General features: G+C 70.3%; 11 protein-coding genes and 1 pseudogene. All 12 read right to left on the bottom strand.

The window, feature by feature from the left end; all coding sequences use genetic code 11:
- Positions 1–541 (bottom strand): annotated as a pseudogene (locus ABFX54_RS52955) (hypothetical protein); the annotation flags it as partial.
- Between the two features lie 525 nt (positions 542–1,066).
- Positions 1,067–1,819 (bottom strand): TIGR03936 family radical SAM-associated protein, encoded by a 753-nt coding sequence (locus ABFX54_RS52950; protein ID WP_346114904.1) that lies wholly within the window; start codon positions 1,817–1,819, stop codon positions 1,067–1,069.
- A 153-nt stretch (positions 1,820–1,972) separates the two neighbouring features.
- On the bottom strand, positions 1,973–3,883 hold the full coding sequence (locus tag ABFX54_RS52945; RefSeq protein WP_346114903.1) for a TIGR03960 family B12-binding radical SAM protein: 1,911 nt from the start codon (positions 3,881–3,883) through the stop codon (positions 1,973–1,975).
- Positions 3,884–5,103: 1,220 nt separating this feature from the next.
- The gene (rodA, locus tag ABFX54_RS52940; protein WP_346114902.1) at positions 5,104–6,222 is read right to left on the bottom strand and encodes a rod shape-determining protein RodA; all 1,119 of its coding nucleotides are present in this window, start codon (positions 6,220–6,222) and stop codon (positions 5,104–5,106) included.
- A gap of 448 nt (positions 6,223–6,670) precedes the next feature.
- Positions 6,671–8,716, bottom strand: a complete 2,046-nt coding sequence (gene mrdA, locus ABFX54_RS52935) for a penicillin-binding protein 2 (RefSeq protein WP_346114900.1) — start codon at positions 8,714–8,716, stop codon at positions 6,671–6,673.
- The gene (mreD, locus tag ABFX54_RS52930; protein WP_346114898.1) at positions 8,713–9,177 is read right to left on the bottom strand and encodes a rod shape-determining protein MreD; all 465 of its coding nucleotides are present in this window, start codon (positions 9,175–9,177) and stop codon (positions 8,713–8,715) included. The genes mrdA and mreD overlap by 4 nt, the downstream gene beginning before the upstream one ends.
- Positions 9,178–9,445: 268 nt before the next feature.
- Positions 9,446–10,324 carry a rod shape-determining protein MreC gene (gene mreC / locus ABFX54_RS52925; protein ID WP_346114896.1) on the bottom strand — a complete coding sequence of 293 codons (879 nt, stop codon included), beginning with the start codon at positions 10,322–10,324 and terminating at the stop codon, positions 9,446–9,448.
- A complete protein-coding gene (locus ABFX54_RS52920) occupies positions 10,324–11,355 on the bottom strand; it encodes a rod shape-determining protein (protein WP_346114894.1) in 1,032 nt (343 codons plus the stop codon). The genes mreC and ABFX54_RS52920 overlap by 1 nt, the downstream gene beginning before the upstream one ends.
- Before the next feature lie 361 nt (positions 11,356–11,716).
- Positions 11,717–12,148 (bottom strand): nucleoside-diphosphate kinase, encoded by a 432-nt coding sequence (ndk, locus tag ABFX54_RS52915; RefSeq protein ID WP_106250498.1) that lies wholly within the window; start codon positions 12,146–12,148, stop codon positions 11,717–11,719.
- A gap of 185 nt (positions 12,149–12,333) precedes the next feature.
- Entirely contained in the window at positions 12,334–13,995 is a 1,662-nt protein-coding gene (locus ABFX54_RS52910) for a hypothetical protein (protein ID WP_346114892.1), read from the bottom strand.
- Positions 13,996–14,006: 11 nt separating this feature from the next.
- Complete coding sequence (locus tag ABFX54_RS52905; RefSeq protein WP_346114891.1) at positions 14,007–14,351, bottom strand: DUF4233 domain-containing protein; 345 nt, start codon at positions 14,349–14,351, stop codon at positions 14,007–14,009.
- Positions 14,348–15,667: a bifunctional folylpolyglutamate synthase/dihydrofolate synthase gene (locus ABFX54_RS52900; protein ID WP_346114890.1), complete on the bottom strand. Its 1,320-nt coding sequence runs from the start codon at positions 15,665–15,667 to the stop codon at positions 14,348–14,350. Before ABFX54_RS52900 ends, ABFX54_RS52905 begins: the two co-directional genes overlap by 4 nt.
- Positions 15,668–15,902 lie beyond the last annotated feature (235 nt).

The raw sequence follows: 15,902 nt of genomic DNA, 5'->3' as shown, positions 1-15,902 counted from the left end.
CACCGGCCGTCTTCTCGCCCGCACTATCGTCCGCGCCGCCGTCCAGGTCTCCCGCGCTCCCGTCGGCCGCGGCCCGGGCGCTCGCCGCCACGCCGGCCTCACTCTCACCGAACGGCGCCGCCACCTCGTCACGGCCGGCGCCGGAACGCGCGACGCGCTCCCCCGCCTCGTCACTGGACGCACCGGCACCCACAGCGGCCTCACTGGCACGCGCACCGGCGCCCACGGCGGACCCTCCGCCAGGAACTCCGGACGCGGCCTCCGCCTCGGCGGCGGGCGCGACGGCCTCATCCGCCTTCTTGCGGGTCCTGCGCCGCTTCACGGGCTCCTCGGCGGCGGGCTCGCCCTCCGGGAGCGCTCCCGCGGTGGCCGCCTCAGCTTCCGCCTCAGCCGTCTTCTTCGTCGTACGCCGCCGCGTCGTCGTGGCGGTGGACCGCGTCCGCGTGGCCCGCTTCGGCTTCTCAGCCGCGGCCTCGCCCTCGGTCTCACCGAGCGCCTCGCCGACGGCATCGGCCATGGCGGCCTCGGCCGGACTCTCCACCGGCGTTCCACCGGAAACCGCACCAGCCGCACCCGTACCGGCACCGGCCCCCGCACCAGCGGAAGCCACGGCGGCCGTACCGCCACGAGTCGTGTCAGCATGAGTCGTACCGGCATGAGTCATGCCGGTACCAGCCGTATCGGCGGCGGGCTCACCCGGGGCTCTTTGAGCCGCGTTGCGCTGCACCGGTCGCACCTCGGCCACCGACGGCGCCGTCTGCGCCGCGGCGACCGTGACCGGAACGGAAGCCGGCTCCTCGGGCAGCTCCGGCGGAGGACCCGCGGGGCGGCTGGCGGAGCGGCGACGCTTCGTCACCTCGGGCTGTTCAATTGTCTCCCCGTCAGGGCCAGTGGCCCCGGCGTTGGGCTCGTTGTCGAGCATGCGGGCGTTCTCCCGTCAGCTCCCGGGCGCGTCACCGCGCCGCGCAGGAGCCCTCGTGTCTCGTTGTCCGCCGGCTCTCCCGAGACGGAAGCGCCGGCGCCAAGTCCTGTCAGCAGTCGTGCCCGGCTCGCGCCGGGCATGTCCTTAACCGGCGACGTGCTCACCCGCCGGTCCCGCCTCGCCGCCGCGCGTGATGTCGCGGTCCAGGTCGAGCGGGTCGGCAAGCGCACCGGTGCTGGCGTCGAGCGGCCCCTGCGCCAGCCTGGTCACCTCGGGGGGAACCGGCGGCGCGAAGTCGGCCACAAGGCGCAGCCCTGTGAGCACATCGTCGGGTCGAACGGCAGGCGTCATGTGCCGAACAACCATGCGCAGTATGACACACGGCTCTCCTCGCACCTGAGCTGCGGTTCTGTCTGTTCCCTCGGACACCTCGAGCCTCAGTACGGCCTCCCGCGCGTCAAAGCGGCGGGGACCCTTCTTGGTCAGGCGCTCGACCTCCACCGTGCCTGCCGCGAGAAACTTCTCCGCCGCCACCTCGGCGAGCTCGCGATCGGCACCGGGAAGCCGCACCTCCCAGTCGGAGACCTCCAAGCGGTCGGCCAGCCCCCCCGGACCCGCCTCCACAACGTCGAGCACATCGAGCCCAGGCGGCAACGACGCGTCCAGGCCCTGTCTGACCTGGCCGGGGTCGCACGGCGTGGTAACACCGATCTCGAGGTATTCGGCTTCGCTGGCGACACCGGTCGGCGCCGCGCCCGCGTAGGAGATCTTCGGGTGGGGCGAGAAACCCGCGCTGTAGGCCACCGGAATGCCGGCACGGCGAACCGCTCTCTCAACGGCCCGCGAGATGTCGCGGTGGCTGGTGAAGCGCAGGCGACCGCGCTTGGCGTAACGCACACGCAGGCGCTGCACCGTAGGCGCGGGCGGGGGCCCTTCGGGAACAGGTTTCAGAGCTTGTCGTCCTTCCCTTGTAAGAGTTCCTTCGTCTCAGGATAAGCCGCTCCGGCGTGTGTACGTGTACGCCGTGACACGGCTCGCCCACTGAGCGCGCTAGACCACCGTAAGAGGAAGGAGTTTCCGCCCCGTCGGACCGATCTGAATTTCTGTTCCCATGGTCGGGCATACGCCGCAGTCGTAGCACGGAGTCCAGCGGCAGTCCTCGACCTCACCGCCGGAGACGGCCTCCTGCCAGTCCTGCCACAGCCATTCGCGGTCGAGCCCGGCGTCGAGGTGGTCCCACGGCAGGACCTCGTTCTCCTCACGCTCGCGCGTGGTGTACCAGTCGACGTCGACGCCCGCCTTCTCCGCCGCCGCCATCCAGCGCTCGTAGGAGAAGTGCTCGCTCCACCCGTCGAACCGGCCGCCGTCCTCCCAGACCGCCCTGATCACGGCGCCGACCCTGCGGTCGCCCCGCGACAGCAGACCCTCCACGATGGACGGCTTGCCGTCGTGATAGCGGAAACCGATCGCCCGGCCGTACTGCTTGTCGCCCCTGAGCGAGTCGCGCAGCGCCTTGAGCCGCCGGTCGACGGTCTCGTGGTCGGCCTGCCCGGCCCACTGGAACGGGGTGTGCGGCTTGGGTACGAAGCCGCCGATGGAGACCGTGCAGCGGATGTCGCGGCTGCCGGTCGCCTCGCGGCCCGCCTGGATGACCTTCTTGGCCAGGTCGGCGATGCCGAGGACGTCTTCGTCCTCCTCCGTGGGCAGCCCGCACATGAAGTAGAGCTTCACCTGCCGCCACCCTTGCGAATAGGCGGTGGAGACGGTGCGGATCAGGTCTTCCTCGGTGACCATCTTGTTGATCACCTTGCGCATGCGCTCCGATCCGCCCTCGGGCGCGAACGTCAGGCCCGAACGCCTGCCGTTCCTGGAGAACTCGTTGGCCAGGTCGATGTTGAACGCGTCGACCCTGGTCGAGGGCAGCGACAACGAGGTGTTGGTGCCCTCGTAACGGTCGGCCAGCCCCTTGGCCACATCACCGATCTCGGAGTGATCGGCCGACGACAACGACAGCAGGCCGACCTCGTTGAAGCCGGACTCCTTGATGCCGTTCTCGACCATCGCCCCGATCGTGGTGATGGACCGCTCACGCACCGGACGGGTGATCATGCCCGCCTGGCAGAACCGGCATCCGCGCGTGCAGCCGCGGAAGATCTCCACGCTGAACCGCTCGTGCACCGTCTCGGCCAGCGGCACCAGCGGCTTCTTCGGATAGGGCCACTCGTCGAGGTCCATCACCGTGTGCTTGTGCACCCGCCACGGCACGTCGGCCCGATTGGGCGCGACCCGCTTGATGCGCCCGTCGGGGTGGTAGTCGACGTCGTAAAACTTCGGCACGTAAACCCCGCCGGACTCGGCCAGCCGCATCAGCAGCTCGTCACGACCGCCCGGCCTACCCTCCGCCTTCCACTCACGGATGACCTCGCTGATGGCGATGGAGATCTGCTCCCCGTCACCGAGCACGGCCGCGTCGAGGAAGTCGGCGATCGGCTCCGGGTTGAAGGCCGCGTGACCGCCCGCGAGCACGATCGGATCGTCCTCACCGCGATCCACGGCCAGCAACGGAATGCCGGCCAGGTCGAGCGCGGTCAGCATGTTGGTGTAGCCGAGCTCGGTCGAGAACGACACTCCGAGCACGTCGAAGGCACGCACCGGCCGGTGCGCGTCGACCGTGAACTGCGGAACCCCCTCGGCCCGCATCAGGGCCTCCAGATCGGGCCAGACCGCGTACGTCCGCTCGGCCAGCGTGGCGGGAAGCTCGTTGAGAATCTCGTAGAGAATCGCCACACCCTGGTTGGGCAGCCCGACCTCGTAGGCGTCCGGATACATCAACGCCCAGCGCACGTCGGCGGAATCCCAGTCCTTGACGGTCGAGTTGAGCTCACCTCCGACGTACTGGATGGGCTTCTGCACCTTGGGCAGCAGCGCTTCCAGGCGGGGGAAAATCGACTCGACAGACATACGCTCCAGGGTAGCGGCGATCAGACGGTGACACGTCCCTGACCACCCACGCCTGTCGCGGTGTCTGTGAAGTCATCTGCGGGGGGTGCGACACCGGCGCGTGTCAGGACGCCTGCGGGGGTGCGGCGCCTGTGCGGTCGTCTACGGAGCCGCTTGCCGCGGTGTCTGTCACGACGGTTGCCGCGATGTCTCGAGGACGCTTGCTGCGGCACCGGTCGCTCCTAGGGGACGCTTCACATTTTTCCGATCGGACCGTCTGCGAGTGGTCTCCGATGCTCTGCCGTCCATCGCTGAGTGGCTGCGAGCGTCGCTGTGCAGCCACTTGGGCATCCTGTAGCCCCAGCGGGCCGCGTTCCGGCGACGTGTTGCTGTGCGGACGGTGTGGTGGCCTGGTGAGGCGTTGTCGTTCGGGCGCGTGATGGGGTGGTGATGGTTGCCGGCCGGGGTTACCGGCGTGGGTAGTGCCTCACTCCTGACGTGTGTAGTGCCGCAGGCCTTGCGCTGGTCCAGGGTGTACTAGCTTGCGTAGTGCTGCACCCCGTGCCGAGGATGCCAGGGAGGGACCGAGAGGCCCGCACGCGCCAAGCGTCGGTCTGCGTGGATCGGTCCGGCTGCGGCGGCGATGGGGGTTGTGAGCACAGGCTGCCGGTCGGTCAGTGCGGGGTGTCTCCTCCCGAAAGAGGCGGTTCTTCCGGGTGAGCCGCGAGTGGCGGTGCTTAGGGCAGCTCGTTCTTTGGCCGATCCCATCGTTCGCCAGCTCCTCGGACATCCCCTGACATCTCACGGACATCCCGCGGACACCGCACCTCCCCCGTACGTCACCTCACGGACACCGCAACAAGCGCCCTCGCAAACATCGCGGCAAGCATCACGATCGACAACCGCGGCAAGCGGCCCCGCAGACGTCCACACCGCACCACACCCCGCAGACATTCGCACGCCCCTTGCAGGCATCCGCGCAGCGCCACACCCCCGCAGACATCCACGCAAGCGCCCGCCAAGCCCTCTGCAGATCGCCTCCCCGACACCGCAGCGAGCGTCGCCATGGCGCCGCGGCAAAGTCGGCAGGCGGCCTCACGGATACCGCCCTCGGCAGGCGTCCCCACGAACACCAGCCCCCGCAGACGCCCTCAGCGCCACGACGCCGGCCCTTCATGGACCCCTCAGGAACATCGCAGGCAGGCGTCACCACAGAGCGGCGCCGAGGCGAACCTGGCTCCTCACTCGAACGACTGTCTTCGCACCCTGATGGCCTGCAACAGCCCGACCGCGATCAAATTCGCAAAGGTGGCGGTGCCCCCGTAGGACACGAACGGCAGCGGCAGCCCCGTGATCGGCATGATCCCGATCGTCATCCCCACATTGATGAACGTCTGGAACGCGAACCAGCACACGATCGTGCCCGCCACCAGCGTCCCGAACCTGTCCTCGCACTGCCTGGCGATCTTCAGCCCGCGCAGCAGCACCACGCCGAGCAGCAGCACCACCGTGACCGACCCCAGGAAGCCGAACTCCTCCCCCGCCACCGTGAAGATGAAGTCGGTGTGCTGCTCGGGCACGAACCGTCCGGTCGTCTGCCCGCCCCCGAGCAGCCCCTTGCCCAGAAGCTGTCCCGAGCCGATCGCGATCATCGATTGCGTGCTGTTGTAGCCCACCCCGCGCGGATCCACGCTCGGGTCGACGAACGCGGTGAACCGCGCCACCTGGTAGGGCTCCAGCATCTGGAAGTAGAACACCGAGAACATCCCGGCGCACGCCACCAGCGTCAGCGCGCCGATCAGCCGCTTGCGCACGCCCCCGATGATCAGCCCGGCGGCCGTGATCACCGCCAGCACCATCGCCGTCCCCAGGTCGGGCTGGAGCATGACCAGGCCGATGGTGAGCGCGGCGGCGAACAGCGAGAGCATCACGTCCAGCCCCCGTGGCCGATCGGTGCCCTCGGCCGGCTGGGCCAGCAACATCGCGATGATGAGCAGCAGCCCCACCTTGGCGAACTCGGACGGCTGCACCGCGAACCCGCCGCCGAGCAGGATCCACGAGTGCGACCCGTTGATCGTCGCGCCCAGCGGGGTGATGACCAGGACCAGCCCCACCACCGACAGCAGGAACACCACCGGCGCGTACGCCCGCATCGCCCGATGGTCGACCATGGCCACGAGCCCGCACAGCACGAGCCCGATGGCCTCGTTGAGCATGTGCTTCTTGACCAGCCCCGTCGCGCCCGGCGCCCAGGTCCTGGTGGACGACCACACCAGCAGCGTGCCGATCACGCACAGCCCGGCCACCGCGACGAGCATCAGCCCGTCGAGCCGCCGCACCGTCGAGTTCTCGCGAGCCATCCGCCGAAAAAGCGAGGGCCGCCGAACGGCCACCGTCCGCGCGTTCACCGGCCGCCTCCCGTCACATCAGCGCCGCCCGACCCTCTACGCGCGCAACCCGCCACACCCGCAACGGCCGATCGCCAGCCTTCCGCCGCATCCGCGACGAATGACCGCCTACGCTCACCCGCCACACCCGACAGCCCGCGCCCGCTTCCCGCTACGCCTGGGCACCTACGCTCGCTTCCCGGCACGGCCGCGATGGCCGGCCGCCTCCGCCTGCTTCCCACCGCATCCGCAACGACCGACCGCCAACGCCCGTTTCCCACCGCGGCCGACCAACCCCACCCATCCCACCCACGTCCCGGCACGGCCGGCCACCAGCGCCCGCCTCCCCCCATGTCCGCGACAACCGACCACCCGCCCACACTTCCCACCACACCCACGGCGGCCGGCTGCTCGCGCCCGCTCATTCCCCGGCCACCGTTCCGTCAGGCGCGAACTGCGGAAGCCGGGTGGTCAACCGCCCGCCCGGCACCGCGGGCTTGCGTTTGATCCCGTAGATCCCCTCGTAGATCTCCCGTACGGCCGGAGCCGCCGTCTGCGCGCCCATGCCGCCCTGCGACACCATCGCGACCACCACGTACTGCGGATTCTTCGTCGGCGCGAACGACGCGAACCACGAGGTGTCCTTCTTGCCCCATACCTCCGCGGTGCCGGTCTTGCCGCCCACCCGCACCTTGTTCATCGGGAACCCGGCGAAGGCTCCGGCCGCCGTGCCGTCCGCGGCCACCTGGCTGAGCGCGTTCTTGATGTACAGGCGCTCCTTCTCGCTGAGCGGCAGTTTGCCCACCACCGGCACCGGAATCTTCCTGACCACCGTGCCGTCGGGACGCACCTGCGCCCACCCGATGCGCGGGCTGCGCACCTTGCCGTCGCTCACCAGCGCCATGTAGGCCCTGGCCAGCTGCATGGGCGTGACGAGCACGTCGCCCTGCCCGATGGAGAAGTTGGCGGAGTCACCGGGCCGCAGCAGGAACCCCTCGGTGCAGTTCTCCAGCGCCAGCCGCTTGAGGAACTCCGCCCGCGCCTTGTCCTTGACCTCCGGATAGCCCTTGCGGGAGCGCTCGCAGTTGATCGCGCTCGTCCTGTTCCACAGGTCCTTCTTCCAGGCCCGGTCGGGGATGCGGCCGCCCGACTCGCCGGGCAGGTCGACGCCGGTCGGGCTGCCGAACCCGAAGGCCCGGGCCATGTTGGCGAAGATCTCCTTGGGCGGCTTCTTCGGCGTGCGCCCGCCGTCCTTGAGGTACTGCTCGTACGCGGCCCGGTAGAAGATCGTGTCGCAGGACTTGACCAGCGCCGTGTGCAGGCTGAGCGTGCCCAGCGCGATGCCGCGGAAGTTGTTGAAGGCCCGCCCGCCCACGGTGTAGGAGCCGGGGCACGAGTACGTCCCGTTGAGCGGGTAGCCCGCGCGCAGCATCGCCGACACCGAGGAGACCTTGAACGTCGAGCCCGGCGCGAACTGGCCGTTGATCGCCCGCGACACGAGCGGTTTGCCGGACTTCTCCGACAGCAGCCACTGGTAGCCGCGCGCCGAGATGCCGCCCGCCCAGATCTCGGGGTCGTAGTTGGGCGCGCTGGACAGGGCCACGACCCGCCCCGTACGCGCGTCGAGCACCACCGCGGCCCCGCCGTCCGCGCCGGGCGCGGACTTCATCGCCTTCGCCAGCGCCTTCTCCACGACCATCTGCACCCGCAGGTCGATGCTGGTCACCAGGTGGTCGCCGGGAATGGGGGTGATCTGCTCCTCGACGCCGAGCGCCTTGCCCATCCGATCGACCTGCACCCTGCGCAGCCCGGCCTTGCCCCGCAGCGCGTCGTCGTAGACGTATTCGAGCCCGTCGCGCCCGGCCAGGTCGACCCCGGAGAAACTGGCCTTCAGCCCCTCCCGCTTCTCCAGCTCCGCCTCGGTGACGGGCTGCAGGTAGCCGAGCATCTGCGCCCCGGCCCTGCCGCCGGGATATTGCCTGACGGAGTGGATCTCCGCGGTCACCCCGGGAAACTCCTCCTGCCGCTCCAGGATCTGCAGCGCCTCGCGCGTGTCAACCTTCTCGTCCAGCGGAACCGGCTGGTACGGCGACCCCGTCCAGCACGGCTTGCCCACCCCAGGACCGCAGGGCGTGATGCGCTGCTGCAGGTCGGCGACCGGCCGCCCGAGCACCTCCGACAGCTTGGTCAGCACCTTGACGCCGCCGTCCTTCATCCGCGACAGCCTCGTCCTGTCGACGGACACGACCAGAGCGGTCTTGTTGCGCACCAGCGGCCGCCCCTTGGAGTCGAGGATCTGGCCACGGACGGCCGGCACGATCACCGCGCGGGTCCTGGTCTCGGTGGCCCGAGTCACGAACTCCTGCCCGCGCACCACCTGCACCTGCCACAGGCGCACGGCCAGCACGACGAGCAGCGTCAGCACGAGTACGTGAAGCACCAGCAGCCTGGCACGCATCCTGATCATGTCGAGAACCTCGCCTGTCTGCCGCGCGTGGTCAGCCAGATCACGATCGGCGACACCAGCAACGTGTAGACGATCGTGACCGGCACCTGTTCGGTCAGGGTCGACAGCGTCACCCGCGGATCGCCGATCAGCCCGCCCACGGCCGCCGCCAGCAGGGGCGCCATCAGCACGCACAGCACCACGGTCGTGACGGGCCCGCCCGCCCCTCGCCCGGCGACATAGCCGGCCAGCGCCAGCACGAACGCGTACTGACCCACCAGGTGAGCGGACGGCGGCATGACGTCGACCAGCAGCCCCGTGCAGAACCCCAGCACGGCCCCGGAGGACGGCCCCCGGACCAGCGACGCCCCGATAACGGCGAGCAGCACGAGATCAGGCGCGCCCCCGGCGGGCAGGGGCACCCGGTTGACGAGCATCACCTGGGCCAGCAGCGCCAGCACCACGGAAACCCCGCCGATCACGCCGCCCCCTCACCGCACGCCGAGAACCACCGCACCGCCTCGTCCGAACGCCCCCGCTCCCACCACCCGCGACCCGCGAGTCGCACCCGACCCAGCCCCACTCGACCGCCCCGCGCCAACCCCGGACGCCCCACTCGACCGCCCCGTCCCAGCCGCTCACACCCCACCCGGCCACCACTCCGCCTCGAAACACCGTCCGGCCACACGCGACGCGCCCTCCCCGCGACGACGCCCCCAGCCCACCGCACGCGGCCGTCCCGGCTCGCGATCACCGCGCCCGCTCCTTGGCCGGCAGGACCGCGTCACGCGGGTCCCGCTTGGGCGCTTCCACCACCACGCCGACCACGTCGAGCGCCGTCAGGTCCGCGTACGGCCGCGCGTACGCGATCCGGGTCAGCTCCCCTGGCGTCGACTCCACCCGTTCGATCACGCCGATCGGCACTCCGGGCACGTACGGCCGCCCGTGCTGCGACCCGAAACTCACGATCCGCCCGCCTCTGCTCAGCGGCGCCGTGGAGTCGAGCAGCCGGAACTGGACGAGCCGCCCGTGCTCGCCCACCCCGTGGACGACACCGATCTCCTTGCCGCCTTCCAGCCGCGCCCCCGCGGCCGAGGCGGGATCGCTCAGCAGCACCACGGTCGAGGTGTGGGCCGAGGCGTGCAGCACCCGGCCGACCAGCCCGTCTCCGTTGAGCACGGTCATCTCGGACCGCACCCCGTCGTTGGTCCCGACGTCGATCTGCACCGCGTCCTCGAACCCCGGCTGACCCCGCCGCGCGATCACGTTGCCGGTGACCACCTTGTATCCCCCGGTCCCGGCCAGCCCAAGCAACTGCTTGAGCTGCTTGGCCCGGTCGGCGTCGAGCTTCCCGGCCAGCAGGCCGGCCCGGAGCTCGGCGTTCTCCTCCTTGAGCGCCTCGATGCGCTGCTTGGCGGCCGGCGCGGTCAGGATGGCGTGCACGAACCCGCCCACCGGTCTCACCACGCCGCTGCCGAACTGCTCCGCCGTGCCGAACAAGTAGGCCCCGACCGCGCGCAGCGGGCGCAGCGGCGAACTCTCGCCGGTGCGGTGGTCGACGGTCAGGATGACCAGTGCGGCGGCGAGCAGCACTCCCAGGATCAGCCGGGCACGGCGCGAGTCTCTCATCAGTGCCGCGACTCCGGCACCAGGACCTGCTGGAGTGCCTCGAACTCCTCGGCGCACTTGCCCGAGCCGATGGCGACGGAGTCGAGCGCGTTGTCGACCAGGTGGACCGGCATGCCCGTCTCGGCCTTGACCCGCTCGCCGAGCCCCTTGAGCAGGGCGCCACCGCCGGTGAGCGCGATGCCGCGGTCCATGATGTCGCCGGACAGCTCGGGCGGGCACTTGTCGAGGGTGGTCTTGACGGCGTCGACGATGGCGTTGACCGGCTCCTCGGTGGCCTTCCTGATCTCTTCGCTCGACACGATGATGGTCTTGGGCAACCCGCTGACCAGGTCACGCCCGCGAACCTCCGCGTGCGACTCCTCGCCGAACGGGCACGCCGAGCCGATGGCGATCTTGATCTCCTCGGCCGTGCGCTCGCCGAGCATCAGCGAGAACTCCTTCTTGGCGAACGCGATCACGGCCTGGTCGAGCTCGTCACCGCCGATCCTGATGGACTGGCTCGTCACGACGCCGCCCATCGAGATGATCGCCACCTCGGTGGTGCCGCCGCCGATGTCGACCACCATGTTGCCGGTCGGCTCGTGCACCGGCAGCCCGGCCCCGATGGCGGCGGCCATCGGCTCTTCGACGATGTAGACCCTCCTGGCTCCCGCCTGGTAGCCGGCCTCTTTCACCGCCCGCTGCTCGACACTGGTGATGCCACTGGGTACGGCGATGATGATGCGCGGCTTGGCGAAATGACGCCGTCGATGCACCCTTTGGATGAAATATCGCAACATCCGTTCGGTGACGTCGAAATCGGCGATCACGCCGTCCTTCAGCGGACGGATCGCGATGATATTGCCAGGCGTACGACCGATCATCCGCTTGGCCTCGATGCCGACCGCCACGATCTTGCCGGTCACGGTGTTGATCGCGACGACTGACGGCTCATTGAGCACGATGCCGCGGCCACGCACGTAGACCAACGTGTTGGCGGTGCCAAGGTCGACCGCCATGTCACGGCCGAGGAACGCGAGCTTGCTGCCCATGGGGAACGGAGCCCTCCGTAACGTCGTTCGCGAATGACTACGGATCGAATTCGAATCGTAACGTGACGTACCCACCGATGCGCGCAATGAGCCATCGCGCCCATCAAAAATCTCCAGCCCCTAGCTCAACCGCAATTTTGCCCGGATTGCACCACAACATCCGACAGCGCGCTGGAACGATCCAACATCCAATCCAAAGAAACCCTACGGCAAGCCCCCGACAAAAACCGGCTCAAGAATCACGGCCACAGACCAGGAAATCCGCGCGAGCCCACCCCGGAACCCTACGAGAAAGGACCGACAGAAAATGCCGCGCGCCCGCACAGCCGGAGCTGCGCGGGCGCGGAGGAGGCGGAAGCGACTAGAACCTGTCCGGGAAGAAGATCTTGATCTCCCTCGCGGCCGACTCGGGCGAGTCGGAGCCGTGGACGACGTTTTCGCCGATCTCGAGGGCGTGGTCGCCGCGGATCGTGCCGGGGGCCGACTTCACCGGGTCGGTGGCGCCGGCCAGCGCGCGGAACGCCTCGACGGCGCGCGGGCCCTCCAGCACCAGGGCGACGAGCGGCCCCGAGGTGATGAACTCGACGAGCTCGCCGAAGAACGGCCGCTCGGAGTGCTCGGCGTAGTGGGCCTTGGCGGTGTCGGCGTCGAGGGTGCGCAGGTCCATCGCCACGACCTTGAGGCCCTTGCGCTCCACACGGGCGATCACGTCACCGATGAGGCCGCGCTTAACCCCGTCGGGCTTGATCAGGACAAGAGTGCGCTCGGACACTTGGAGTTCTCCTTCGAACATGGTGGGGTCACGGCGGCAGGCACCGGCCTGGCCGCGAGGACGCTTCGCGGGGCACGCGCCCGCGCGTCGCCGTAGCAGGGCCCTCAGCTTACCGTCCCGAGCCCCTGCCCTAGTTTCCGTACGCCGGAAGCCTACGCACAAGCCGCAAGCCCGCAGAGGCCGAAACTCAGGCAGAAGCCGGAAACCTACGCGGAAGTGACGTCCTCCGGCGACTGCCCCTGCGGCGGCACCGCGGGAGGCACCGCAGCCGGCGCCCCACCCGCCCCCGCCACCGACCCTCCGGCCGGCCCGCTCACCGCCGCGCCGATCCGGGGGATCGCCACGGTGGACGGCTCGTCGTCACCGTCCGCCCGCACCCCCTCGTCACCGTCCGGCCCTCCGAGGCCGTCTCCTCGTACGAGCAGCACGTCCGCGGGAGGCAGCCCCGCACAGGGGACGTCCGGCGGCGCCTCGGGCCCCTCCGGCTCGTCCGCCAGGACCCCGCGCCCAGGGCGACGAGCCATCACGGCCGCCAGCACGATGATCATCACCAGCAGGAACCCGCTGGCCAGGGCCCACCAGTGCAGCGCCCCCACGAAACTGTCGACGAGCTCCTGAGCCGACCGCACGCCGTCCAGCATCGCCATCTGCACCCCGGTGCCGAGCAGGAACCCCGCCAACACCCCCGCGCACCCCAGCGACAGCGCGGACATCGCCGCACCGGCCCCGACCCCTTGCAGGGCCGCCGTCACCGCCACCGCCGCACCCACCGCGAGCAGGCTGAACGGCACTGTCAGCACCATCCCGTCGGCGGAGGGCACCACGAGCCGCACCGAGCAGAGCCCGGCCACCATGGCCAGCAGCCCCAGCGACGCCACCCGGCGCCCCGCGCCCCGCGCGAACAGCCGCACGCCCACCGACGCCACGATCGCGAGCACCCCGGCCACCGCGTACGGCACCCACAGCCCCCGCAGCCCCGGCCCGCCGAGCCCACCCATCTCCACCAGCGTCACCTGAGCGGCGCTGGGCAGCAGCACCGCGCCGATCGCCACCATCGTGTACGCCGAGGTACGGCTCTCGGAGACGCCGATCGAGGCCATCGCGAGCAGCCCCAGGATCGCGACCACCGCCAGCACCATGACGGGAACGGCCCGCCAGCCCTCGGTCGCCGTGCTGATCGCCAGCGCCGCGATGCCCGCCGCGGGCACGGCCGTCAGCAGCAGCCGCCCGCGTTCTTTGACGCTCGGAACGGGCCCGGCGGGCCGCCCGGCCAGCGTCCACGCGACGAGGTGAACCGCCGCCAGCCCGAGCGCGATGCCGGTCACCAGCGGGTACGGCTGCAGCGTGACCCGCCAGCTGCTCACCGCGTCGAGCGGCCACAAGGCCAGCGCCTGCGCCGTGAGCAGGCTCAGCCCGAACGTGCCCGCCCACAGAGCCCGCAGGACGGCGGCCCGGTGCCACACCGCCGCCAGGGTGGCGGTCAGGATGATGCCGGCGCCGACGCCGCGCAGCACGCGTACGACGCCGACGAGCAGCTCGGAGCCCGCGTAGCCGCCCGCGGCCTCGGACAGCGCAACCAGCGCCAGCCCGCCGAGCAGCAGGTGAGGCGCGGGAACGCGGCGCAGCGCGGCGGCCACGAGCGGGACGGTCAGCATCAGCGCGGGCAGCGAGAGCCCGTTCGTCCGCATGAGCCCGGCCTGCTCGAGGTCGTCCGGCAGCAGCCTGGCGACCACGGAGAGCGTGTTGGGGATCGAGACGACCGCCAGCGGCAGCGACGCCACGACCAGCAGCCCGAGCACGATGTCGGGCAGCCAGGAGTTACTGAGGCGCGCCTGATGCGGCGGCCGTTGAATCGGGGGAACGGCCATGTTGGCCGACTTTAGCGCGTAGTAGCGCCCTCGACACGTCGAGCTACGATAATCGCCGTGATCCACAGCGCGGCGAAGATCACCCCGAGGAAGAACATGGTCGGTACGAGGAAGCCCGTGGCGATCGCCAGCACCTGGACGACACTGCCGACGACGTACCCGACCGGCCGCTTGAGCATGCCCGCGGCGACCACGCACAGGACGAGCAGACCGATGCCGACCGCCACGGCCGGCCCCGGCTCGATCCCGCCCACGCCGATCGCCACGGGCGTGATGAGGCCGGCCACGATGGCCTCCATGCCCAGCACGCTGGCGCCGAGCCGGCGCATGCCCGGGGTGACCTCGAAGTTCATCATGTGCCGTCCGCCTTCAGCAGCTGCCGGGCGTCGCCGGCCGTGACGACCGACCCGGTGATGAGCACGCCGGTGCCGCTGAACTCACCGGCGGCGTCGGCGATCCCGATCGCCCTGTCGATGGCGTCGTCGAGCCGCTCGACGACGTGCACGCGGTCCTCGCCGAAGAGCGGCTCGGCCAGGGCCGCGAGCTCCTCGGCGGACATCGACCTGGGCGAGGAGTTACGCGTGACGACGATCTCGTCGAGCATCGGCTCCAGCAGCTCGAGCAGCCCTTCGACGTCCTTGTCACGCATGACGGCGACCACGCCGATCACCTTCGCGAAGTCGAACGCCTCGTGCAGCCCCTCCAGGGACGCCTGCATGCCGCCGGGGTTGTGCGCGGCGTCGACCACCACCGTGGGGGTGCGCCGCACCACTTCCATCCGCCCGGGCGAGGACGCCTGCGCGAACGCCTGGCGGACCAGATCGACGTCGAGCGGGTCGTCGCCGCCGGTCAGCGCCTCGACCGCGGCCAGCGCGCAGACCGCGTTGCTCGCCTGGTGAGCGCCGTACAGCGGCAGGTAGACGTCGTCGTAGACGCCCTTGAGCCCGCGGAGCGACAGCAGTTGCCCGCCGATCGCGACCTCGCGGCTCAGCACCCCGAACTCCAGCCCCTCGCGCGCGACGACGGCGCCGACCTCGGCCGCCCGCCGCATCAGCACCTCGGCGGCGGCGAGCTCCTGCTGCGCGAACACCGCCGTGGCGCCGGGCTTGATGATGCCCGACTTCTCCGTGGCAATGCTCGGCAGATCAGGCCCGAGCCGGTCGGTGTGGTCGAGCGAGATCGGCGTGATCACCGACACGGTGCCGTCGGCCACGTTCGTCGCGTCCCAGGACCCGCCCATGCCGGTCTCGATGACGGCGACGTCGACCGGACTGTCGGCGAACGCCGCGAACGCCATCGCCGTCAGCAGCTCGAAAAACTGGATCCGCCGTCCCTGCGTGTCGGTCAGGTCGACATAGGGGATGATCTCCTCGTAGACCTGCGCGAACCGCTCCTCGCTCAGCGGCTCTCCGTCCACGGTGATGCGCTCACGCATCGAGACCAGGTGGGGGCTGGTGAACCGCCCCACCCGCAGGTTGCGCTCCTTCAGCAGCGCCTCGGTGAGCCGCGCTGTGCTCGTCTTGCCGTTGGTGCCGGCGATGTGTACGACCGGGTACGCCCGCTGCGGCGAGCCGAGCAGGTCAAGAAGGGCCGCGATCCGATCGAGCGTCGGCTCGAAATCCCACTCGACGCCACGATCCAGGATCGCGCGTTCTACCGCACGATAATCCACCCCTCAACCCTACTGACCGTCATCACCAGTCCGTACGCGGGGCGAACATCCCACCCGCCCACCGCCGGCCGCAGGGCCCCTCCTGGGGACGGCCTCACCGAAGCTCCCTGGGGACAGCAGCCCACCAAGCCCCCGAACAGCCCCGAAGAATGGCGCCTTCGATGACGTGCACGAGCATGTCCACCCCTCCAGGACGCCAGAAAAGGGCCCGAACATGCAGAAGAGGGCCCCGACG

It is taken from the genome of Nonomuraea maheshkhaliensis, assembly GCF_039529435.1.
Classification (GTDB): Bacteria; Actinomycetota; Actinomycetes; order Streptosporangiales; family Streptosporangiaceae; genus Nonomuraea; species Nonomuraea maheshkhaliensis.
The sequence above is the reverse complement of the archived record's forward strand: the minus strand, read 5'-3'. Positions and strand labels throughout refer to the sequence as shown.